Origin of the sequence: Brevibacterium album DSM 18261, assembly GCF_000426445.1 — a bacterium.
In the GTDB taxonomy this organism is placed as follows: domain Bacteria; phylum Actinomycetota; class Actinomycetes; order Actinomycetales; family Brevibacteriaceae; genus Brevibacterium; species Brevibacterium album.
This window is the reverse complement of the sequence record NZ_AUFJ01000013.1, coordinates 23,807-45,586: the sequence shown is the minus strand read 5'-3', so window position 1 is coordinate 45,586 and position 21,780 is coordinate 23,807. Positions and strand designations below refer to the sequence as shown.

Genomic DNA, 21,780 nt, shown 5'->3' with positions numbered 1-21,780 from the left:
GGACAGCGGGGCGTACGGCGCCGGACAGATCAGTCTCCGGCAGACCGGATCAGCCGGAGCCGGTCAGGTCGAGGCGCAGGATCCTGTCGTCGTCCGGCCCGGGATCGCCGCGGCCGTCGGTGTTGTTGGTGAGCACCCAGAGCGAGCCGTCGGGCGCCTCGGCGACATCGCGCAGACGTCCGTGCTCGCCCACCAGGTGCGTCGTGGAAGTCATGGGATCGGCGAGCGGCACCTGGTGCAGGCGTGCCCCGCGCAGATTCGCGATCCAGACGTCATCGCCGGAGACGGCGATCCCGCTGGGGCTGGCCTCGGCGGGCTCCCACTGCTGGACGGGGTCGATGAGCCCGTCCCGCTCCGCGATGCCCTCGGCCTCCGGCCAGCCGTAGTTGCCGCCGGGTTCGATCACATTGAGCTCGTCCCAGGTGTTCTGGCCGAACTCGCTGGAGTACATGGTGCCGTCATCGGACCAGGCGATGCCCTGCGGATTGCGATGGCCGTAGCTGCAGACCGGGGAGCCGTCGAAGGGATTGTCCTGCGGCACCGAGCCGTCCGGGTTCAGCCGCAGGATCTTCCCTGCCAGGGAGCCGGTGTCCTGCGCGCTGCCCGTGTCGCCGGCATCCCCCGCCGTGGCATAGAGCATGCCGTCGGGGCCGAAGGCGATCCGGCCGCCGTTGTGGTAGCTCGCCGCCGGGATCCCGTCGAGGACCGGCTCGGGCTCCCCCAAAGCCAGCGCGCCGGGCTCCCCCGTGAGGGCGAATCGCTCGATCCGGCTCTCCCCGCTCGCGGTGAAGTAGGCGTACAGGTGGCCGGCCTCCACGGCGATGCCGAGCAGACCGCCCTCACCCGCGGGCGAGACTCCCTCGATGACCGCGACCTCCCTGGGCTCACCCGCCTCGTCGAGCTCGCTGATCCGGGCGCTGTCGCGCTCGCTCACCAGCGGAGCGCCCTCGTGGAAGGCCAGCGACCAGGGCGCCTCGAGTCCGGTGGCGATGACCTCCGGCTCCCCGAGGCCGCCGGGCCCTTCGGCGGTTTCCTCGCTGGCCTCGCCCGGAGAGGCTTCTGCGGTCGCCGAGGCGCTCTCCCCCTCCGCAGCGCGCTCAGGAGCGCCGCCCTCGGGGGAGCAGGCGGAGAGGGCGAGGACGGCTGCGGCGGAAACCGCGGCGGCACGGGAGCCGCGGGCGGCGGGACCGTCACCGTACGTGCGCGTGGCTGTGAGGGCTCGGCGTCGCGCGATCATGGGACCTCTTCCGTTTCGCTGAGCGGGTGCGGGTGGAATGCTGCGCGGATGCACGCGGCCTGACGCGCACATGTGCAGCCCGCGTCATGATCCACGCTAGGGGCGGTCGGGGCTGTGTGGGAGTCCCTACCAGTACCTCCATCGAGCGGGTCTCCCCCGGCGGGGCGAGGCGTGATCGGATGCCCTGGTGACATCTGACAGAGAACCTCACCGCCTGCCCCTGCTCACCTATGTCCTCGCGGCCGGGGTGTTCCTCATGGGCACCACCGAATTCATCGTGGCCGGCATCCTGCCCGAGATCGCCGCAGACCTGGGGATCAGCGTGGCGAACGCCGGGCTGACCATCACGGTGTTCGCGATCGGGATGATCGTCGGCACGCCCACCATGGCGATCCTCACTCTCAAGCTGCCCAAGCGCGTGACGCTGAGCCTCGCCCTGTTCGTCTTCTCGCTCGGCCACATCGTGGTCGCTCTGAGCGGCGATCTCCCCACGATCCTCATCATGCGCTTCCTCACCGCACTGGCCACGGGCGCATTCTGGGCGGTGGCCGCGGTGGTCGCCGCCAAGGCGGCAGGACCGCGGCTGGCCTCGAAGGCGCTGGGCATCGTGCTGGGCGGCGGCATGCTCGCCAATGTGGTCGGGGTCCCCCTGGGCTCCTTCGCCGGTCAGTCGGTGGGCTGGCGCGGACCGTTCTGGGCCCTGGCCGTCATCGCGCTCGTCGCGATGGTCGTGGTGTTCCGGCAGGTCCCGGCAGAGGACGACAGCGGGCCGGTGCCCTCCGTCCGTGCGGAGATCGCCAGTCTGAAGGACGGCCGGGTGTGGCTCGTGTTCGCAGGTGCAGCGATCGTCTGCGGCTCCTCGCTCGCCGTGTACAGCTTCATCGCCCCGCTGCTGACGGAGAACAGCGGGCTGGATGCCTCCGCCGTCCCGCTCGTGCTCGTGGCCTACGGGGTGGGCGCCTTCATCGGCTCGAACCTGGGCGGCGGCCTCGGTGCCAAGCGCCCCTACACGGTTCTGTGGACCGCAGCGGCGGCCACGTTCCTGGTCCTCGCGGCCCTGTTCGCCTTCTCCCGCAGTGCAGCGGTGACGATCGTGCTCGTGGGGCTCCTCGGCCTGTTCGGCATGTCCACCAACCCGATCCTCATCGGCATGGCCGTGCGGTTCGCGGACAGGGCGCCCACGCTCGCCTCGGCACTGACGACGGCAGCGTTCAACTTCGGCACCGCGATCGGCTCGTGGATCGCGGGCATCGCGCTCGAGTCCGCCCTGGGCGCGAGCGGTCCCGTACTCGTGGGCGGCATCATCGCCGCGCTGTACTTCCTGCCGCTGGCGGTGCTCACGCTCAGGGAGAAGCCGGGCTCACAGGGCGCCGCGGGCCCGGGACGCGAAGTCGTGCCGGTATGAGGAACCGGGGCCTGCTCGTGCCGACGCCGCAGGTCAGCGGACTGCAGCTGCCGGCCGCAGACTGCGGATCTGCGGACTGAGGGCTGAGGGCCACGGGCAGGATGCCCCCGGCTGAAGGGCTGCGGGCGCGCGGCCGGGCAGCCCCCGCTCAGCCGCCCGGCACCTCGGCCTCGTCCCGGCCCGGCTCCCCTGCCTCGGCCCCCGTGCCCTCACTCGCCGCCCACGAGGCGAGCAGCTGCACCCGCTCGGCCGAACGGGTGCGCGGCTCCGCGGCATAGATCGTGAGGGTGAGACCCGGCTCGGCCTCCATCGCCATGCCCTCATAGGCCAGAGTCACCTCCCCGACCACAGGGTGGTGGAAGGTCTTGAAACCGGTCCCGTGATGCCGGACGTCGTGCGCGCCCCACAGCCGGCGAAAGTCCTCGCTGCGCGTGGAGAGCTCGCCGATGAGATCGTGGAGCTCCTTGTTGTGCGGATCGCGCGCGGCCTCCGTCCGCAGGATCGCCACCGTGACCTCCGCGAACATGTCCCAGTCCGGGTAGAAGACCTGCGCGCGCTCGTCGAGGAAGGTGTGCCGGGCGATGTTGGGCGGCTGCCCCGGCATCTCGTAGAGCTCGGCGTAGAAGGCCCGGGCCAGCGGATTCACCGCGAGCAGATCCATCCTCCCGTTGCGGACGAAGGCCGGGCCGGCGGTGACGGCGTCGAGCGTCCACTGCAGGCTGGGGTGCGGCTTCCACGACCGGGGCGGCCGCCTGCGCGGCGGCCGGGCGACGGGACTGGCGGCGTGGGCGAGGTCGAAGAGGTGGGCCCGCTCCGCATCGTCGAGGCGCAGCGCCCGCGCCAGCGCATCGAGCACCTCCGGGGAGGCGCCGCTGATCGCGCCGCGCTCGAGGCGCGTGTAGTACTCGACGCTCACCCCGGCCAGGGTGGCGACCTCGCTGCGGCGCAGCCCCTTCACGCGCCTCTTGGCTCCCGCCGGAAGACCCACGTCCTCGGGCGTGATCTTCTCCCGCCGCGTGGTGAGGAACTCACGGACCTCTGCTCTGTTGTCCATAGCACCACGCTAAGTCAGCGGCCACCCGTCAGGGAGGCCCTGGGAGTACCTCCATCATCACGGCCTCCCACAGCGGCCGCGACAGTGATGTCATGGATGTCGACCCATTCGCAGAGATGCACACATGCATATGAGGAGCAGGACAATGCGCGCAGTAATCATGGACGCCCCCAGGCAGGTCACAGTCGCAGACCGCGAGGACCCGCAGATCATCGAACCCACCGACGCCGTCATCCGGGTCACCGCAGCGTGCATCTGCGGCTCGGACCTCTGGCCCTACCGCGGCGCGGAGGAGGCCGACCACCTGCTCATGGGCCACGAGTACGTGGGCATCGTCGAGGAGGTGGGCGCGGCGGTGCGGACGGTGAAGCCCGGCGACTTCGTCGTGGGCTCCTTCGTCATCTCCTGCGGCGAGTGCGAGATCTGCACCGCGGGCTTCCCCTCCCGCTGCGTGCACGCCGAGTTCGTGCACGGCGGCATCGGCACCCAGGCGGAGAGGGCCCGGATCCCCTACGCAGACGGCACCCTGGTCGCGACGCCCGGTCAGCCGGAGGAGGACCTCATCCCCTCCCTGCTCGCGGCCTCCGATGTGCTCGGCACCGGCTGGTACGCCGCCGTCGCCGCCGAGGCCGGCCCCGGGAAGACCGTCGCCGTCGTGGGCGACGGGGCCGTGGGTCTCATGGGCGTGCTCGCCGCGCAGCAGCTGGGGGCGGAGCGTATCGTCATCTCCTCGCGCCACGCCGACCGCCAGGCCCTCGCCCGCGAGTTCGGCGCGACGGACATCATCACCGAGCGCGGGGACGCCGCGGCGGAGAAGGTCAGGGAGCTCACGGACGGCCTGGGCGCGCACAGCACGATCGAGGCCGTCGGCACGCAGGAGTCCATGATGCAGGCGCTGCGCTCCACCCGTCCCGGCGGGAACATGGGCTTCGTGGGCGTGCAGCACGGCGTGGAGATCCCCGGCGGGGAGCTGTTCTTCTCGCAGGTGCAGGTCCTCGGCGGACCCGCCCCCGTGCGCCGTTTCCTCCCGGACCTCATCCAGCGCATCTGGGACCGGAGGATCAACCCGGGCAGGGTCTTCGACCTCACGCTGCCGCTCGAGCAGGCGGCCGAGGGCTACCGCGCGATGGATCAGCGCACCGCGACGAAGGTCCTGCTCACCCTCTGAGGCGAGCTCGCCCTGACTCTCGGCCCGGCCGGGCCGAATGTCTCCGCGCCGCCTCTCCCGTCTCCGCCACCGAGACCGGACTTAACGTGCGCTCGATCACGGAGATAATGGAGGCTCGGTTCTGTCGACGAAGAGGAAGCCATGCCTGCCGTCCCTCCCACGAACACCTCCGAAGAGACTCCGCCCTACGGCCCCGGTGCTCAGGGCACTGATGAATCCGGTTCGCACAGCGCCGGAGCCCCGGCCACCGCGGATCCGGACTCGCCCGGACAGCGGGTCCCGCAGCAGCCTCCGCGCCGGGTGAGAACCCTCGACCTCCTCCGGGCGAAGGCCGAGGGGCGCAGATGGGCGATGCTCACGAGCTACGACCAGTACACCGCCGCCCTCTTCGAGCAGTCCGGGATCGAGGCCCTGCTCGTGGGCGACTCCGCGGCCAACAACGTCTACGGGCACACGACGACGATCCCGGTCACCGTCGATGAGCTCATCCCGCTCGCGAAGGCCGTCGTCCGGGCGACTTCGCGCGCGCTCGTCGTCGCCGACCTCCCGTTCGGCAGCTACGAGATCTCCGATGAGCAGGCCGTCGCCTCGGCGGTGCGGTTCATGAAGGAGGCCGAGGTGCACGCCGTCAAGCTCGAGGGCGGCGCCGCGATGGCCTCCCGCATCCGGGCGATCACCGCGGCCGGCATCCCCGTCATGGCGCACATCGGCTTCACCCCGCAGGCCGAGCACAGCCTCGGCGGCTACCGGGTGCAGGGACGGGGAGAGGCGGCCGAGGCCCTGCTCGCGGACGCGCGCGCCGTCGCCGAGGCCGGAGCGTTCTCCGTCGTCATGGAGATGGTGCCGGCGGGGCTGGCGGGACAGGTGACCGCGGACCTGGACATCCCCACGGTGGGCATCGGAGCGGGTGCCGACTGCGATGCGCAGATCCTCGTGTGGCAGGACTTGGCGGGGCTGCGCCCGGGGAGGGCACCGCGTTTCGTCAAGCGGTACGCGGACCTGCACGGCGTCCTCTCCGCAGCCGTGCGCGAGTACGTCAGCGAGGTGCGCGACGGCGTCTTCCCCGAACCCGAGCGGAGCTTCGAGTGATGGAGTCCGGCGGAATCGCCGCGCTCAGGGAGTGGCGCGCGGCCCAGACAGGCACCGTCGCGCTGGTGCCGACGATGGGCGCGCTGCACTCGGGTCACCGCGCCCTCATGGACCGGGCGCGGGAGTCCGCTGATGCGGTGGTGACGAGCGTCTTCGTCAATCCGCTGCAGTTCGGGCCGGACGAGGACTTCGACCGCTACCCCCGCCCGCTCCAGGACGATCTGCGGCTGTGCGAGAGCGCCGGCGTCGACTTCGCGTTCGCGCCCGCGCTGGAGGAGATGTACCCCTCCGAGCCCGAGGTGACGGTCTCCTCCGGGCGGATGGGGCGGGTCTTCGAGGGTGCGGCGCGGCCGGGTCACTTCGACGGGGTGCTCACCGTCGTGGCGAAGCTCTTCGCCCTCGCGCGCCCCCACAAGGCAGTGTTCGGCCTCAAGGACATCCAGCAGTTCTCACTCGTGAAGCGCATGATCGCGGACCTCGACATGGGGATCGAACTCATCGGGCTCCCCGTGGTGAGGGATGCCGACGGCCTGGCGATGTCGAGCCGGAACCAGTACCTGAGCGCCGCGGACAGAGAGGCCGCGCTCGCGCTGCCCCGCGCGCTCGAGGCCGGAGCCGCACACGCAGAGGCGGGGCCTGCCGCCGTCGTCACCGCCTCCCGCGAGGTCCTCACGGCGGCGGGCTCGGACCGCTTCGAGCTCGACTACCTCAGCCTCGTCGATGCGGCGACCTTCCGCGCCTGTCCGGCGGACTTCCGGGGCTCGGCCCTGCTGCTCCTCTCCGCGACGGTGGGCGGAACGCGTCTCATCGACAACCGGCCCGTGGAGTTCTGAGGCGGACACAGCGGACATGGCACCCACTTTTCGCTGAGACACCCAGCAGTTCCGCGATAAACCTGGGTGTCTGCGAAAGAAGTGGGCGCTGAGGGACGAAGCGCATGAGAGCCCGGTGTCCCGGGCTCAGCGCCCTGGTGCCCGGGACGCGCACAGGCGGATCGTGGTCCTCAGCAGCCCGCCGCCCGGCGGGCCCGGCACGAGGAGAGACCATGACCGCGCACCCCGACTCACCGCTCACGGACGCCGAGCGGCCACATCCCCGCCAGGCGGCGCCCACCCGCCCGGCCCGTCGGCAGCACCCGCCCAGCCGCGCGTGGGCATGGACCGGTGTGGCCGCCGGCGTCCTCGGCATCGCGGCCATCCAGGCGTCCATGGCCACTTCGGTGGACTGGGAGCTCACCGCGGGCGACGCCGAGGCCATGCTCGCCGACGCCGCCGGCAACCAGGCCGCGTTCCTCGCCTTCCACGTGCTCGCGGTGCTCACCTGCCTCCTGCTGCCGGTCTTCGCCGCCGGCCTCAAGCGCCGCCTCGACCAGCAGGGGCCGGCCGGCGCGCTGCACGGGCAACTCGCCCTGATCGGCCTCGTGCTCACCTCCGTCGCCCTGCTCCTGGGCAGCGGCCTCGACACGCAGTTCGCTCTCGGCTTCTCCGATCCGGAGGCCTTCGTGCCGGAATCGGCGGCCTTCTACACGGACTGGGTCGCGACCATCCCCTGGGTGTGGGTGGGAGCCGGACTGTCCGCGCTCGCGGTCTCCGCCTCGGCGCTCCGCCACGGTGCCGCGCCCCGCTGGACCGGCGTCGTCTCCCTGGTGCTGGGCGTCCTCATCGTGCTCATGGGAGTCTCGCCGTTCCAGTACCTCGCCGGCTTCGTCGGCCCGGTGTGGGTCCTCGTCACCGCGCTGGGCTTCGCACTGGGAGACCGGCGCTGAGATCCGGGACCCGTGCCCGTCGCAGCACGCGGCGGAACACCCCGAAGCCCCAGGGCTCCGGGGTGTTCCGCCACGTCCTCCCGCGCTGTACTGTTCAGCCATGACAGCGCCGTCACGGTACCCCGGCCGTCCCCGTGCGGCCCTCGCCGTCCTGCTGGCCGCAGCGCTCCCGGCCCTCGGCGGAGCGGTTCTGCAGGCTGCAAGCCGCGTCCCGCTCTCCCCCGATGCGCTCTTCCTCGCCGTCGATGCGATGGTGGGGCTCGTGTACGGCACCGTCGCCGCCGTCGTCCTCTCCCGCCGCAGCCATCCCGCGGTGTGGCTCATCGCCCTCGCCGCGGTGGGCGGGGGCCTCGCCGCGCTCGGCGGGGGCTGGGCCTCGTTCGCCTCCTCGCACTCCGCACCGGCGGCCGATGCCGCGATCCGCCTGTTCGGCTCCGCCTGGGTGCCCGGCACCCTGTCGCTGTTCCTTGTGCTGCCGTGGCTGGTGCGCGAGACCCCGCTCTCCGCGGCGGCCCGGCTGGGAGCCGCGGCGGGTGCGGTGACCGTGCTGGCCTTCACCGCGCAGCGGGTGCTCCTGCCCATGTGGGACAACACGGCGCTGCTGCTCCTCATCGTCGCGATGGGGCTCGTCACCGCGGCCGCAGTGCTGCACCGCCACCGCCGAGGCCCCCTCGGCGAGCGCGCAGGCCTGGGCCTCCTGGCCCTCGGAACCGCGGTGATGGCGCTGTCCTTCCTCCCGCTCCTCCTCGCCCCGCACACCTCGCCGGCGCTCATGCTGCTCGTGCCGCTCCTGCACCTGGCCTGCCAGGCGCTCTTCCCCGGGGCGCTGCTCGTGACGATGCTGCGCAATCGGCTGTGGGGCATCGACCTCGCCGTCAGCCGCGCCGTCCTCGCCGGGCTCCTCACCCTCGGCATGGTGCTCATCTACGCGGCGCTCGTCTGGGCGGCCTCCGCGGTGGTGGGCAGCTCGGGTGCGGCGCAGGTCATCGCTGCAGTGGGCGTGGTGCTCGCAGTCCAGCCCGTGCGGACCTGGCTCGGGGCGCGGGTGCGGCGCATGGTGTGGGGCGAGGCGGCCTCACCCGGACGCGCGGCGCTGAGGATCGGGGCCTCACTCTCCTCGGGGGAGGACGCGACGGAGCTGCTCGACCGCCTGGCCGCCGCCGTCGGCGAGACACTGCGGCTCGAATCCGTGGTGCTGCTCGCAGAGGGAGTGCAGGCGGGCGATCTCGTCTCGCAGGCGACCGTACCCGACGCGCGGAGAAGGGCGTCCGCGATGCACACGGGTGCGGCCGCGCCGTCGGCGCGTGCACCGCAGCGGCTGGAACCGGTGGAGGGCGGGGCCCCCGCTCCGATGGGTGGCCCGGAGGGGACTGCCCCGGTGGGCAGCGGCGGTGCCGCGGTCGGGCGCTGGGGTGCGGCGACCGGTCCCGCGCTGGAGGTCGCCGTCCGCCGGCACACCGCGGCCGAGGCCGGGAACGGTGTCGGGAACGGGAACCGTGCCGGGGACGGGAACGTGACCCGAACCGTGTCCGGAGGCGGGAAAGGTGCCGTGCCTGCGGCCGTCACCGGTCCCACGCCCGGGACCGGGAGCACGGCGCTCACCGCGGGGAGCCTCGCCGGACGCCTGTTCGTGACGCCACGACCCGGTGAGCAGCTGGACCGGCGCACCCTCGCCGCACTGGACGGGCTCCGGCCCATCCTCGCCGCCGGTCTCGACCTGGTCCGGGCGGCCGAGGACGTGGCTCGCGCGCGGGACGCCGCGGATCGCGCCCGGGAGACCGCCGACCGCGCCCGCGAGGCCGCCGACCGCGCCCGCGAGGCCGCCGAGAGCGCGCGCCTCGCGGAGCGGAAGCGCATCCGCCGGGAGCTGCACGACGGGATCGGTCCGTGGCTGTCCGGTCTCCGGCTGGGCCTGCAGGGCGCACGCAACGTCCTCGCCGCGGACCCCGCCGGTGCCGATGCCGTGCTCGCCGCCCTGCAGGAGGAGGCCGCGCACCGCGTGCAGGACGTGCGCCTCCTCTCCCGCAGCCTCCTGCCGCCCGTGCTCGAGGCGCGCGGTCTCGGAGCCGCACTCGAGGAGCTCGCGGCGCACCATGCCCGCTCCGGCTTCACCCTGGAGGTGCGTCTCGAGACGGAAGGCACTGGGGCTCCGGCAGGTGCAGAGGCCGACGCGCTCCGGGACCTCGACCCACGCGTCGCCGCGGCGGCCTACGCCGTGATCGCGGAGTCCGCACTCAATGCGGCGAGGCACTCGAGGGCGGACCTGTGCACGGTCGAGGTGACCCTGGAACCGGGCGAGGGCCTCGGCTTCCTCCGGGTGGTCTGCCGCGATGCGGGCCGGGGCCGCCCCGCGGACGCTCCGGACGGCGTGGGCACCATCTCCATGCGGGAGCGTGTACAGGAGCTCGGCGGCGCGTTCTCCGTGGGGCCGGCACCGGATGGAGCGGATGCAGACCGACCGGGAACCCTCGTGACGGCGACGATCCCGCTCGCGCCCGCGGAGGCCGCGACATGAACCCGCAGAGGCCGCGATCTGAACACGCAGGGGGAGACGGCATGGATGCGCAGATCAGGGTGGTGCTGGTGGATGACCACCCCGTCTTCCGTATCGGAATGGCGGCGCTGCTCGACTCCCTCGACGGCGTCTCCGTGATCGCACAGGCGGAGAGTGCGAGCGCCGCTCGGACCCTGTTCTCCGGTCGCGGCGAGGAGGCGCGAGGAGACCGCTCCACATCGGAGAGCAGGGACGGAGTCGCGGACATCGTCCTCATGGACCTCGATCTGGGCGACGGCTCCGGGATCGACCTCACCCGCGAACTCGTGGACGCGCACCCCGGTCTCCGGGTGCTCGTGGTCTCGATGCACGAGGACGACGAGGCCGTGCTCGCCTCCATCCGCGCCGGAGCGCGCGGATTCCTCGTGAAATCGGCGCCGCCGGAGGCCGTGGAGCGGGCGCTGCGTGCGGTGTCCGCCGGTGAGATGATCCTCTCCCCCGCCGTCGCGGAAAGGGCGATGGGCTACCTCATGGGCGGGCACCGCGCCGTGCACGTCCCGTTCCCCCAGCTCACGCCTCGGGAGCGGGAGGTGCTGGACCTCGTGGCCCACGGCCTCGACAACACCGCCATCGCCCGCCGCCTCTCGCTCAGCCCCAAGACCGTGCGGAACACCGTCGCCACCGTGCTCGCCAAGCTCTCACTGCGCGACCGGGCCGCCGCGATCGTCCGCGCCCGCGAGGAGGGCCTGGGCTCGGACGGCTCCGCATGAACCGCCGCCGCGCACCGCACGCCTGTCAGGCGAAGCGCGCGAGCAGCGCCCTCCGCCGCACCTTGCCCGCCGCATCGCGTAGGGGCTCCGTCGCGGCGAGCACCCGCACGGGTCTCTTCACCCGGGCCAGCGCCTCGGCGAGACGGTCCTCAAGATCCGGCGGCACCTCGCCCGAGGCCGTCTGCACGACGAGCGCCGGACGCTTGCCCAGCTCCTCGTCGTCGAGGCCCACACAGCCGGCCGAGAGCACCTGCGGATGTGCCTCCGCCGCCGCCTCGACCTCGGCGGGATAGACGTTGACCCCGCCCACGAGGATCATGTCGGAGCGGCGGTCGGAGAGGAAGACGAAGCCGTCCTCGTCCTTCCATCCCATATCGCCCACGGTCTCCCAGCCGGCGGCGTCGACTTCCGCCTCCGCACCCAGGTACCGGTAGGGCACCGGCTCCTCCGCACCCCTGCGCACCCAGACCTCGCCGACGGTCCCGGGAGCGGCCTCGGCCCCGGTCTCGTCCCGGATCACCAGCTCCCCGGAGATGACGCGGCCCACGGAACCCGGCCGCTCCAGCCAGTCGCGGCCCGAGATCGCGGTCGCGGCCTGCCCCTCCGTGGTGCCGAACACCTCGTAGACCACGTCCGGACCCAGCCAGTCGATCCATTCCCGTTTGAGCCATGCGGGGCAGGGCGCGGCCAGGTGAAGGACGGTCTCGAGACTGGAGAGGTCGAAGCCGGTGCGGACCTCGGGCGGGAGCTTCCACACGCGCAGCATCATGGTGGGCACCATGTAGATCCAGGTGGCGCGGCGGGCCTCGATGAGGCGCAGCGCTTCCTCGGCGTCGAAGCGGTCCATGAGCACCGCCGTGCTGCCCTGGACGAGCGCGGCGAGCGCATTGCTGAAGGAGGCGTTGTGGTAGAGCGCGGCGGTGACGAGGCAGACGCCCTCGGCCGGCACGCGCATCGCCGCACCCAGCAGGCAGTACCCCTCCGGAGCGCCCGGTGCGGTGGAGACGATGATCTTGGGCGTGCCCGTGGAGCCCCCGGAGGTGGGCGCCTTGAGCGAGGGGCCGACCACCGCGGGCAGGGCGTCTGCGGGCAGACTGTCCGCCTCATCCAGGCTCCGCAGGCGAGGCGTGCTCACCTCCCGCGCGGTCGTGTCGACGGCCAGTACGGGCGAGGCGAGCGCGATGAGCCCGTCGAGCTCCGCCTGTGTGAGGCGGTCGGAGACGGGCATGGGGATCGCGCCGAGCTTGAGGGCCGCGATGCTCGCCTCGACCATGAGGGCGCAGTGCGGGGTGGAGATGAGCACGAAGTCGCCGTGCGCCACGCCCCGCTGCTCGAAGAGGCGGGCGGCCCTGGTGGTGCGCGCGTCGAGCTCCGCGAAGGTGAGCGTGCCGTCGCTCGCGATGACGGCAGCGCGCTCGCCGCAGTGCCCGGCGAGGAAGGCGAACTGCTCGCTGAAGGTCTCCGCGAGGGGGAAGCCGGTGGGAGCGGCTGCCGGACCGGGCGCCGAGGCGGTGACCGCCGGGGCCTCTGCGGCGCTCACCCGCACTCCCGTGCGCTGCGCACCCGCCGCGTTCGCCCTCGCGTCCTCGTTCACGTCTCCGCCCTTCCGCCGCCTCTCTGCGGCACTCCTGACCTCCCCTGCCACGCATCGCCGTGGTGGCTGACGGCAGAGGAGCTGTTCGCGCCGCGGCGCTGTGCCCCAGGCTACGGTGATCGTTCGATAAGGAGCAAGGCGGGCGGACTCTCCGCGATGCCCGGGCGCCCACCACCGGATGCCGCCGCTGACCATGCATGCACCGCCATTCACCATCGAACGCCGCAGACACCACTCAGCGCACCGTCGGCACTGGCGTCACGCACACTGCGCGGTGAACCGCATCCGCGTCCGGTCCAGCCCCAATCCCGGCCCGGCCCAGGACACACTCAGGCTCTCTCGCGAAGATGGAACTTCCTCCGGAGCGCCGGAGGACGAGATGGAAGGGCCCGCCCATGACCGGAACTCCCTCGCGCCGCCCCCTGCGCGCCCGCCTGATCCGCACGGGTGCGGGTGCCACCGCCGCGCTCACGCTGCTGTGCGTCCTGGGTGCGCTCGTGTTCACGGGCGTCGTCTGGCCCAATCGCTGGTTCGTGCCCCAGGATTCCGCCGTGGGCGTGGACGTCTCTGCCCACCAGGGGCGCATCGACTGGGACGTGCTCACGCGCACACCCGTCCAGGGCCGCGATGACACGATCGCCTTCGCCTTCCTCAAGGCGACCGAGGGCTCCTCTCACGTCGATGCCCAGTTCGCGGCGAACTGGGCCGGCGCCCGCTCCCAGGACATCGCGGTGGGCGCCTATCACTTCATGAGCTTCGAGAGCCCCGGTGAGACCCAGGCGCAGAACGTCATCGACACGGTCCCGGCAGAGCCCGGCACCCTCGTGCCCACGGTGGACCTCGAGTTCTACGGGGACCACTTCGACGACCCGCCCACCGCCGAGGAGGTCCACGGCATTCTCGACCCCCTCCTCAGCCGTCTCGAGGAGCACTACGGCGCCCCGCCCCTGCTCTACCTCACACGCGAGGCCTACGACCTCTACATCGCGGACCTCTACCCGGATCACCCCATCTGGTTCCGCTCCATCACCCTCCCTCCCCGCCTCTCCGACGGACGCAACTGGACCCTCTGGCAGTACTCGCACCGCGACCGACTCGACGGCTACGACGGCCGGGAGCGCTACATCGACCTCAACGTGCTCCACGGCGGCGCCGAGCTCCTGGCGGCGCTCACCCTCGGGGACTGATCCGCGCGCCCTCCCCAGCAACGCCCGCCTTCACACCTGGAAGGCGCCCCCACCCACGACGAGGCGCTCCCTCAGCTCTGCGCACCCGCACCGGCCTCCGCCTCCCCCGGCGCTTCACTCCCGCCTCGGCTGTTCCCCCGCCCACTACACTCGAAGCATGACTGCAGCACTGCTCATCGTCGACGTGCAGAACGACTTCACCGAGGGCGGAGCCCTGGGCGTGGACGGCGGCGACGCCACGGCCGCCGCGATCTCACTTCACCTGGCAGCTCACGCGCAGGACTACGCGCTCGTCATCGCCTCCCGCGATTGGCACGACCCGAACAGCGACAACGGCGGCCACTTCGCGGCGGGGGAACCCGATTACACGGACAACTGGCCGGTCCACTGCGTCGCGGGCACGCCCGGTGCGGACTACGACCCCGAATTCGACACCACCGCCGTGACCCACCACATCCGCAAGGGGCAGGGCGCCCACGGCTATTCGGCGTTCGAGGGCGTCGCCGATGACGGCAGCTCCCTCGCCCAGCTCCTCACCGGCCACGACATCACCCGTCTCGACATCGTCGGCATCGCCACCGACCACTGCGTCCGCGCCTCCGCGCTCGACGCCCTCGACCAGGTGGCGGAGGTCCGGGTGCTCACAGAACTCGTGGCCGGCGTCGCACCGGCCTCCTCGCAGGCAGCGCTCGAGGAGATCGCGGCCAAGGGCGGCACGCTGGCCTGAGAGCTCGCTCCTGACGCCCCCCGGGGCGACGCCCGCTTCGCGCCCGACACCGGTGAACGGAACCGCTCCCACCCTTTGTGCCGTTGGACGCCCCGCCGTATCGGGGCGTCCAACGGCACAAAGGGTGGATGAGTCCGAGGCAGCCTCACTCACCCCAGCGCGCCGACCTCCCGCAGCTGGGCGATCTGCTCAGCGGAGAATCCCGCCGAGGTCAGCACCTGCTCCGTGTGCTCGCCCACCTCCGGTGCGCGCTGGGGCCGAACGTAGGGCTCATCGCCGCCCAGCACCTCGGCGGAGGTCTCCGCAGATGCAGCACCGGAAGCGTCGGTCACCGCAGTTCCCGAAGCCTCCGCACCGGGAGCATCTGCGCCCGAGGCGCCCTTGGCCGCGGATGCTCCACCCGCCCACGCGGCACCGCCCAGGTCCGCGAAGCGCGGCGCCGGCGCCGGATGCCGCACCCCCGCCTCATCGCGGTAGAAGAGATCGCGGGCGCGGTTGTGGGGATCGGCCTCGGCCTCGGCCCAGGAGCGGATCTCCACGGTGCAGGCATCGGAGCCCGCGAACAGCTCTGCGAGCTCGGCGCGGGTCCGCGAGCCCAGCGCCTCCGTGAAGACGGCCCGCTGAGCGGCCCAGTGCTTGGGGTGGCGGTGCTCGTTGCGGGCCATCGCCGGGAGTCGATCCGCAATGCCCAGCTTCTCCACGAACTCCGCGAAGAACTGCGGTTCGATGCAGCCCACGCTCACATGCCCGCCGTCCGCGGTGGTGTAGACGTCGTAGAACGGGGCACCGGAGTCCAGCATGTTCTGCCCCCTGCCCTCCTGCCAGACGCCCTGCGCCTCGAACCCGAACTGCATGGCCCAGAGGAGGTTCGCGCCGTCGCCCATCGTCGCGTCCACGACGGAGCCCCTGCCGCTGATCCGAGCGCGCAGCAGCGCGGAGACGATGCCGAGGGCCAGCTGCATACCGCCGCCGCCGAAGTCCCCGGCAAGATTGGCCGGGAACTGGGGAGCCTGACCCGCCCGGCCGAGCTGAGCGAGCAGACCGGAACCGGCGATGTAGTTCATGTCGTGTCCGGCCTTGGAGGCATCCGGCCCCGTCTGGCCCCAGCCGGTGATGCGCCCGTAGACCAGCTCCGGTCGCGCCGCCAGCAGGTCTGCGGGTCCCAGGCCCATGCGCTCGGCCACGCCGGGGCGGAAGCCCTCGATGACGGCGTCCAGCGAGGGCAGGAGCCGCAGGACGACCTCCCGGCCCGCCTCGCTCTTGAGATCGAGGACGAGGGAGCGCTTGCCGCGGTCCAGCACGGGGCTCACCGTGCCGATCGCGGCTGCCGTCTGGCCTGCCGCCTGCGCCCTGGCGGCGGCCTGCGCCTCCTGCGGCCGGTGCACGCGGATCAGCTCGGCTCCGAGGTCCGCCAGCACCATGCCCGCGAAGGGACCGGGGCCGATCCCGCCGAGGTCGAGGATGCGAACGCCCTCGAGGGGCCTCGGCGGTGTGGCCGCGGGGCGCGCAGACCCTGCCGCCGTTTCCCGTGGAACATCTGCTGCGTGCGCTGAGGACACCTCGACTCCTTCGTCCGGCCTGGCCATTCATACTGCTGCCGTCCAGCGCAGCGCTGCTCACGGCGGTGCTGCCCGGCGGTGGATCCCGTGCCTCACGCGTCGGCAGGCACCGGCGCTCCACGCTTGCTGAACGATTGCTAAGTTTGACCCTATGTCCGCACACCCGCTGCCGTCCACCGGCTCAGGAGGCCCCATGAGCGTGTTCCCCGCATACGTCGCCCACCCGCAGATCCGCTGGTCCGACCAGGACATCCTCGGGCACGTGAACAATGCCCGGATCGTCACCCTCGTCGAGCAGGCGCGCATCGACTGGCTCAACACGATGCGCGAGCGCGACGCCATCAACCGCCCCAAGCTCGTGGCCCGCGTGGAACTCAACTACCGCGCGCCCGTCATGCACGGCCCGGAGCTCACGATCGAACTCGGCATCGGCCATGTGGGCCGCACGTCCTTCACCATCACCAACCGCGGCATCCAGGACGGCGAACTCATGTTCGACGGCCTCAATGTGCTCGTGGTGCTCGACCGGGAGACCGGGAAGCCCGGTCCCATCTCCGAGGCCGACAGGGAGTTCCTCTCAGGCTTCGGCTCCTTCGACCCCGAGAACCCCGCCGCCGGCATCGGGTGAGTGTGCACCGCTGCTGACACGCCCGCTCAGCAGAAAGCTCCCGGCCTCACGTATGTGGAATCTGCGCCCAGTCGCGCCCCAAAGCGCACAGACTGCATACGTGCACCGCCGACCGCCGACCTCAGAGCAGCGAGGGGAACGGCAGCAGCTCCTCGAGCGCGGAGCCCACCCGGAACACGCTCGCATCGGCATAGGGGTGGCCCACGATCTGCACGCCCACGGGCACACCGGACTCCCCCACCCCGGAGGGCACCGCGAGCACCGGCAGGCGGTTGGCGATGTTGAACGGCAGCGTCATGTGCGCGCGCCAGTAGAGCTCCTGACGACCTGCCGGACGGTCGATCCCCTCGAGGTACATGTTGTCCGCCTCGAGCGCGGCCGCGGCCGAGGTCGGCGTGAGCATGACGTCCACCCCCGTCATCGCGTGGGCGAGCGCCCGCTGGACAGCGTTCTCGAACATGAGCCCGTCCACCGCCGTGTACCGCCGCGCGTACTCCTCGGCGCGCTCGACGAACCGCTGCGCGTACGGCTCCAGCGCACCCAGGTCACCGCCGGCCAGCCTGCGCATATTGCCCGCGAGCAGGTGGCCGAAGTGCACCATCGCCGCGTTGTCGATGTCGTCGAGGCTGAGTCCCGGATCGACCTCCACGATCTCTGCGCCCGCCGAGGCGAGCGCGGACACCACGGCATCGAACCCTGCGAGCACATCGGGGTCCACGTCATAGCAGCCCAGATCCCGGCTGATGCCCACCGTGAGCCCGTGCACGCCGTCCGCTCCCGGCAGGCTCGACGGCACGGGGGATTCGCCCGCATCGAGCGGGACGGTGGCATGATCGGCCGGGTGGAGGCCGGCGATGAGGGCGGTCGCGAACGCGGAATCGCCCACGGTGCGGGCCAGCATGTGGTCGCCGCGGTAGGAGTCGAGGTTGAGCGGGGGCACCGCGGGCGTGCGCCCGTAGGGGGTCTTGAAGCCGACGAGGCCGCAGAATGCGGCGGGGATGCGCGTGGATCCGGCGATGTCCGAGGCTGTGGCCAGCGGCGCGTAGCCCGCCGCCACGGCAGCGGCCGAACCTCCTGAGGACCCGCCCGGGGTGAAGGCCCGGTTGAAGGGATTGCGCGTCACGCCCCAGGTCGCCGTCTGGGTGAAAGTGGCACAGGACAGCTCCGGCGTGGTGGTCCTGCCGAAGAGCACGGCTCCGGCCGCCCGCAGCCGGGCGACGATGGGATGGTCCGCACCGGCGGAGCTGCCCGCCAGCGCCCGGGAGCCGCGCGTGGCCGACCTCCCCCGCACATCGTGCTGCTCCTTCACGAGGACCGGCAGGCCGAGGGCCGCCGGGAGCTCCGCGAGCGAATCCGCGTCCCCGTCGGCGCGCGCATAGGCGCGCTCGGCCTCCGCGGCCGCGTGCCGCGCCTCATCGGCGAACACGTCGACCATCGCGTTGATGGGCCCGGCTCCCTCCTCGGCGGAATCAGCCGCCTCGATTCGCGCAAGCAGCGCGTCGAGGTGATCGACGGGCGAGAGCTCGCACGCGCGGTAGGCGGAGAGGGCGTCGAGGGCGGAGAGGTGAGTCAGGTCACTCATGCGGTCAGTCTGTCACGTTCGCACGGTCTTGTTGAGCCCTCCCCGAGACGGGATCGCTACTCTGGAGGCGTGGACGAGGCAGAGGACAGGGAGCTCGACCGCCACGCGACGGTGTTCCTCGACGTGGACGGCGTCCTCAACTCATACCCTGTCCGGGGCCTGCGCTACTACCGGGAGCGGCGCCGCACCGCGCGCGCCTGGCGGTTCCGCCTCCACTATCGGCCGGCCGTCGTCCGCGCGCTCGAGCGCCTCCTCCGCACGCACGCCGCCGATCTCGTCTGGCTCTCCACGTGGTCGCACCGCTGCACCGAGGAGCTCGAACCCGCGCTGGGGTTCCGCGAGACCCACGCTGTCGTACCCATGCCCGACGATTCCTACAACCGCTACGCCGGCGACCCCCACGTGTGGTGGAAGGCCCTCCACGTCTCCGCGTGGCTCGACGGCGATCCGCGGCGCCGGGCGGTGTGGGTCGACGACGACCTCGCCTCACCTCGGACCCACGCCCACTTCGCGGAGCACTACCCGGACCGCCTCCTCATGGTCGCCCCGGCGTTCTCGCACGGGCTCACCGGCTCCCATCTCAAGGCCATCCGGCGCTTCCTCTCACCCCTGCGGCGCGCCGAGCGCCGCCGACGCAAAGGCAGGACCGCACTGCTCACCGACACGCCCACCACCGCCGAAGCCTCGCCCCGGACCGCCGAGACTGCCCCTCAGACCGCCGAGGCCTCCCGCCTCCCGGAGCCCGCTGGCTCAGCGCCGCCCGGCTCAGCCCCCTCCGGCGCGAGTGCCTCCGGTTCGGAACTCTCCGGGGCTGTCCCCACATCCCCCGCCGCCCGCACCGTGCCTCGGCCGGACCTGCGCGCGCCCGGCGTCTCCCTCCGCGAGGACCGGCCCCTCGCGGACCAGTCGCCCGGGGAGCAGACGTCCAAGGACCAGCCGCCCCCGCGCATCGGCCTGCTCGACTCCGGTCTCGGCCTCGTGGGGTTCGCGGACGCCCTCCTCGCACAGGCGCCCGAGGCCGAGCTCGTCCTCGCGATGGACCCGGACAACATGCCCTACGGCAGACTGGACTCGGCCCGGCTGCGGGAGGTGACGGAGACCTCGGCGCGCCGGCTGGCCGACTGGGAGCCCGATGCCCTCGTCGTCGCCTGCAACACCGCGAGCGTCCACGCCCTCGACCACCTCCGCAGCGTCTTCGAACCCGCGATCCCCGTCATCGGCACGGTCCCCGCGATCAAGACCGCCGCGGCGCTCGACGCGCCTTTCGCGGTGTGGGCCACCACCGCGACCACCGGCAGCGAGTACCAGCGCCGCCTCATCGAGGCCTTCGCCGGCGGACTGGAAGTCGCGCAGGTCGCGGCCGTCGGCCTGGCCCGGGCGATCGAGTCAGGTGACCAGGAGCGGATCACCGCCGCCGTCGCCGAGGCCGCCGCGCAGACACCGGACGAGGCCGCCTCGGTGGTCCTCGGGTGCACGCACTACGGGCTCGTGGCTCCCCGCATCGAGCAGGCGCTGCACGAGGCGCTGGGCCGCGAGATCAGGCTCTTCGACTCCCCGCACGCCGTCGCTGCGCAGACGCTGAGACGGGTCGCGGCGCACAGGCGCGGGGCGGCCGAGACCCGGGCTGCCGAGGCAGGGGCGATCGAGGCCGAGGCGCCCGAGGCCGGGGCAGACACGCAGGCACGGGGCGGCGGGCGCATCCTCGCCACGTACCTCTCGGGACGCCGAGGCCGCCTCCCCGGCGTGCTCGCGACCTATCCTGCCGGACGCCGCCTGCTGGAGCGGGAGCTGCCGGCGGAGGACGTCCGCGCCGGCGCACCCGGCTGAGACGGCGATCAGCCGAGTGCGGGAGAATGGGGGCATGAACTCCACGCCCGCTCACCGCCCCTCCGGCCCTGATGACCACGGCGGGTCCACCGGCGATGACGCGCACGTCGTGCCCAACCCCTTCGAGGTCCTGCGTTCCCGCATGCGGACGGGCCTCATGGTCCAGGGCGCGCTCGCGGTCCTCGCGGGTCTGCTGTTCCTCCTGTGGCCCATCGACAGCGCCGTCATGCTCATCCGCGTGTTCGCGGCGTGGCTGCTGCTCAGCGCCGCGGTCTCGGCGGTGCTCGCGGTCAAGCGCAGGCGCGGGGGCCTCGCCGGCACGCTGCTCCCTGCGCTGCTGGGCCTGGCCCTCCTGCTCGTACCCGAGGCGGCCGGCGCCGTCGCGGTGTTCGTCTTCGCGTTCCTCGCGCTCCTGGTGGGCAGCACCTCGATCGCGGCGTCGTTCGGCCTGCGCCGGGCCGGGGTCTCCGCGTGGTGGGCAGGACTGCTCGCCGGTGCCGCCGCGGCCGTGTACGGCTTCCTGCTGCTGCTCAACCCCACGGCCGGGCTCACCGGGCTCCTGTGGGTGCTCGGCCTCGTCCTCGTGGTGATCGGCGCCGCACTCCTGGTGCTGGGCTGGAAGGTCGGGAAGCTCAAGGTGCGGTCCACCGCGTTCGGCGCGGGCCCGCCGGGCGCGGGCTTCGGCCCGGGCGGCTTCGGAGCTCCCGGCCGGGGCTTCGGCGGAGAGGGATTCCCCCGCGGAGAGGCAGGCGGTCGAGGCGCGGGCGGCGGCACCACCGGCGGAGGCGAGCGCCCGCATCGGGACCAGCGCCGCGGCGATGACGACGACGTCATCCCCGGCGAGGAAGCGTAGCCGGCCCACCAGGGCCCGCACATTCCCGCCAGGGCCCGCATATTCGTTCTGACGCCCCGCCACGGTGTGATGTCGAAAGGAATATGCGGGTCGTGACGGAGGAGTAACCTGAGAGCGGGAGCATCCCGCAACCGGATCACCGTGCTCCCGCCGCCACCGAGGAGTGAATATGTCATCCACTGAGAATCCCGCAGCACCGCGCCTCGACTGGGACCGCCTGCGGAAGGGCGCGCGAATCGCCCTGATCGTCCAGGGTGTGCTGAGCCTGCTGATGGGGCTCGTCTTCCTCTTCCTGCCCTTCGCCTCGATCTGGGTCCTCGGCGTCGTGTTCGGCGCCTGGATCCTGACCATCGGCGTCATGTCGATCATCGGCTGGATCGCCAGGGACCGCGAGCACCGCAGCGGCTGGGCCCTCGTCTCTGCGATCCTCTCCGTCATCGCGGGCATCCTCGTCCTGGTCCTGCCGGGAACCGCCGCTGTCGCCACCGTGTACATCATGGCCTTCTGGGCGATCGCCCTGGGCGCGCTGTACGCCGTGAACTCGTTCGAGCTCCGGCGCCTCGGAGCCGCCGGATGGTGGGCCGCCCTCATCACCGGCATCCTTGCGGTGGTCCTCGGCGTCATCATGCTCATGAATCCGGGCGCGGCGGTCCTCGTCGTGGTCTGGGTGATCGGTGCCTATGCGATCGTCGACGGGATCACGGAGATCGTGCTCGGCGTGCGCATGAGGAAGAACCGGGCCTGAGGGCGCGTCCTTCGAACAGCCCCCCGTTGTGCCGCTGGACGCCCTGCTCTATCAGGGCGTCCAGCGGCACAACGGGGGGCTGACGAGCAGGCGGAA

18 protein-coding genes are annotated in these 21,780 nt (G+C 72.3%); 13 read left to right on the top strand and 5 right to left on the bottom strand.

The genetic code is table 11. From position 1 onward, the window contains the following. Positions 1–49: 49 nt before the first annotated feature. Entirely contained in the window at positions 50–1,237 is a 1,188-nt protein-coding gene (locus K318_RS21085) for a PQQ-dependent sugar dehydrogenase (protein ID WP_051297861.1), read from the bottom strand. Positions 1,238–1,424: 187 nt separating this feature from the next. Here K318_RS21085 and K318_RS21080 point away from each other — a divergent pair, with 187 nt between their 5' ends. Next, positions 1,425–2,642 (top strand): MFS transporter, encoded by a 1,218-nt coding sequence (locus K318_RS21080; protein WP_245579860.1) that lies wholly within the window; start codon positions 1,425–1,427, stop codon positions 2,640–2,642. Between the two features lie 148 nt (positions 2,643–2,790). On the opposite strand, the gene K318_RS0110550 is transcribed toward K318_RS21080, so the two are convergent. Next, positions 2,791–3,696, bottom strand: a complete 906-nt coding sequence (locus K318_RS0110550) for a helix-turn-helix transcriptional regulator (protein WP_029089461.1) — start codon at positions 3,694–3,696, stop codon at positions 2,791–2,793. A 145-nt stretch (positions 3,697–3,841) separates the two neighbouring features. On the opposite strand from K318_RS0110550, the gene K318_RS0110545 reads away from it, so the two are divergent. The 6 genes from K318_RS0110545 (at position 3,842) to K318_RS0110520 (ending at position 10,982) form a co-directional block, all read left to right on the top strand. Next, positions 3,842–4,864: a zinc-dependent alcohol dehydrogenase family protein gene (locus K318_RS0110545; protein WP_035281562.1), complete on the top strand. Its 1,023-nt coding sequence runs from the start codon at positions 3,842–3,844 to the stop codon at positions 4,862–4,864. Between the two features lie 141 nt (positions 4,865–5,005). Further along, positions 5,006–5,953 carry a 3-methyl-2-oxobutanoate hydroxymethyltransferase gene (gene panB / locus K318_RS0110540; RefSeq protein WP_029089459.1) on the top strand — a complete coding sequence of 316 codons (948 nt, stop codon included), beginning with the start codon at positions 5,006–5,008 and terminating at the stop codon, positions 5,951–5,953. After that, positions 5,953–6,786: a pantoate--beta-alanine ligase gene (gene panC / locus K318_RS0110535; protein WP_029089458.1), complete on the top strand. Its 834-nt coding sequence runs from the start codon at positions 5,953–5,955 to the stop codon at positions 6,784–6,786. Before panB ends, panC begins: the two co-directional genes overlap by 1 nt. Positions 6,787–6,998: 212 nt before the next feature. Beyond that, positions 6,999–7,718 (top strand): hypothetical protein, encoded by a 720-nt coding sequence (locus tag K318_RS21075; protein WP_051297859.1) that lies wholly within the window; start codon positions 6,999–7,001, stop codon positions 7,716–7,718. Positions 7,719–7,818: 100 nt separating this feature from the next. After that, positions 7,819–10,233, top strand: a complete 2,415-nt coding sequence (locus K318_RS25590) for a sensor histidine kinase (RefSeq protein WP_051297858.1) — start codon at positions 7,819–7,821, stop codon at positions 10,231–10,233. Between the two features lie 41 nt (positions 10,234–10,274). Then, positions 10,275–10,982: a response regulator gene (locus tag K318_RS0110520; RefSeq protein WP_029089457.1), complete on the top strand. Its 708-nt coding sequence runs from the start codon at positions 10,275–10,277 to the stop codon at positions 10,980–10,982. Positions 10,983–11,007: 25 nt separating this feature from the next. Here K318_RS0110520 and K318_RS21065 read toward each other — a convergent pair whose 3' ends face one another. Then, positions 11,008–12,576: an AMP-binding protein gene (locus K318_RS21065; protein ID WP_051297857.1), complete on the bottom strand. Its 1,569-nt coding sequence runs from the start codon at positions 12,574–12,576 to the stop codon at positions 11,008–11,010. A 395-nt stretch (positions 12,577–12,971) separates the two neighbouring features. Here K318_RS21065 and K318_RS0110510 point away from each other — a divergent pair, with 395 nt between their 5' ends. Further along, positions 12,972–13,763: a GH25 family lysozyme gene (locus K318_RS0110510; protein ID WP_051297856.1), complete on the top strand. Its 792-nt coding sequence runs from the start codon at positions 12,972–12,974 to the stop codon at positions 13,761–13,763. A gap of 157 nt (positions 13,764–13,920) precedes the next feature. Next, positions 13,921–14,490, top strand: coding sequence for an isochorismatase family protein (locus tag K318_RS0110505; RefSeq protein ID WP_029089455.1), 570 nt, complete (start codon positions 13,921–13,923; stop codon positions 14,488–14,490). Positions 14,491–14,639: 149 nt separating this feature from the next. On the opposite strand, the gene K318_RS21060 is transcribed toward K318_RS0110505, so the two are convergent. Continuing rightward, positions 14,640–16,049 carry a CaiB/BaiF CoA transferase family protein gene (locus tag K318_RS21060; protein WP_051297855.1) on the bottom strand — a complete coding sequence of 470 codons (1,410 nt, stop codon included), beginning with the start codon at positions 16,047–16,049 and terminating at the stop codon, positions 14,640–14,642. A 193-nt stretch (positions 16,050–16,242) separates the two neighbouring features. On the opposite strand from K318_RS21060, the gene K318_RS21055 reads away from it, so the two are divergent. Further along, complete coding sequence (locus K318_RS21055; protein WP_051297854.1) at positions 16,243–16,677, top strand: acyl-CoA thioesterase; 435 nt, start codon at positions 16,243–16,245, stop codon at positions 16,675–16,677. Positions 16,678–16,798: 121 nt separating this feature from the next. On the opposite strand, the gene K318_RS0110490 is transcribed toward K318_RS21055, so the two are convergent. After that, entirely contained in the window at positions 16,799–18,259 is a 1,461-nt protein-coding gene (locus tag K318_RS0110490) for an amidase (protein ID WP_029089454.1), read from the bottom strand. A 69-nt stretch (positions 18,260–18,328) separates the two neighbouring features. Between K318_RS0110490 and K318_RS25740 the strand changes: the two genes are divergently transcribed. The 3 genes from K318_RS25740 (at position 18,329) to K318_RS0110470 (ending at position 21,684) form a co-directional block, all read left to right on the top strand. Beyond that, positions 18,329–20,086: an aspartate/glutamate racemase family protein gene (locus K318_RS25740; RefSeq protein WP_281170691.1), complete on the top strand. Its 1,758-nt coding sequence runs from the start codon at positions 18,329–18,331 to the stop codon at positions 20,084–20,086. A 34-nt stretch (positions 20,087–20,120) separates the two neighbouring features. Further along, positions 20,121–20,939 carry a DUF308 domain-containing protein gene (locus K318_RS0110475; RefSeq protein ID WP_029089453.1) on the top strand — a complete coding sequence of 273 codons (819 nt, stop codon included), beginning with the start codon at positions 20,121–20,123 and terminating at the stop codon, positions 20,937–20,939. A 169-nt stretch (positions 20,940–21,108) separates the two neighbouring features. Further along, positions 21,109–21,684, top strand: coding sequence for an HdeD family acid-resistance protein (locus tag K318_RS0110470; protein WP_029089452.1), 576 nt, complete (start codon positions 21,109–21,111; stop codon positions 21,682–21,684). Positions 21,685–21,780 lie beyond the last annotated feature (96 nt).

Excerpts from the sequence above, each read along its gene's own strand:
- K318_RS0110475 (WP_029089453.1), top strand. The coding sequence starts at position 20,121 with ATGAACTCCACGCCCGCTCACCGCCCCTCCGGCCCTGATGACCACGGC.
- panC (WP_029089458.1), top strand. The coding sequence starts at position 5,953 with ATGGAGTCCGGCGGAATCGCCGCGCTCAGGGAGTGGCGCGCGGCCCAG.
- K318_RS0110470 (WP_029089452.1), top strand. The coding sequence starts at position 21,109 with ATGTCATCCACTGAGAATCCCGCAGCACCGCGCCTCGACTGGGACCGC.
- K318_RS0110490 (WP_029089454.1), bottom strand. The coding sequence starts at position 18,259 with ATGAGTGACCTGACTCACCTCTCCGCCCTCGACGCCCTCTCCGCCTAC.
- K318_RS21075 (WP_051297859.1), top strand. The coding sequence starts at position 6,999 with ATGACCGCGCACCCCGACTCACCGCTCACGGACGCCGAGCGGCCACAT.
- K318_RS0110505 (WP_029089455.1), top strand. The coding sequence starts at position 13,921 with ATGACTGCAGCACTGCTCATCGTCGACGTGCAGAACGACTTCACCGAG.
- K318_RS0110550 (WP_029089461.1), bottom strand. The coding sequence starts at position 3,696 with ATGGACAACAGAGCAGAGGTCCGTGAGTTCCTCACCACGCGGCGGGAG.
- K318_RS21055 (WP_051297854.1), top strand. The coding sequence starts at position 16,243 with ATGAGCGTGTTCCCCGCATACGTCGCCCACCCGCAGATCCGCTGGTCC.
- K318_RS25590 (WP_051297858.1), top strand. The coding sequence starts at position 7,819 with ATGACAGCGCCGTCACGGTACCCCGGCCGTCCCCGTGCGGCCCTCGCC.
- panB (WP_029089459.1), top strand. The coding sequence starts at position 5,006 with ATGCCTGCCGTCCCTCCCACGAACACCTCCGAAGAGACTCCGCCCTAC.
- K318_RS0110510 (WP_051297856.1), top strand. The coding sequence starts at position 12,972 with ATGACCGGAACTCCCTCGCGCCGCCCCCTGCGCGCCCGCCTGATCCGC.
- K318_RS0110545 (WP_035281562.1), top strand. The coding sequence starts at position 3,842 with ATGCGCGCAGTAATCATGGACGCCCCCAGGCAGGTCACAGTCGCAGAC.
- K318_RS0110520 (WP_029089457.1), top strand. The coding sequence starts at position 10,275 with ATGGATGCGCAGATCAGGGTGGTGCTGGTGGATGACCACCCCGTCTTC.
- K318_RS21085 (WP_051297861.1), bottom strand. The coding sequence starts at position 1,237 with ATGATCGCGCGACGCCGAGCCCTCACAGCCACGCGCACGTACGGTGAC.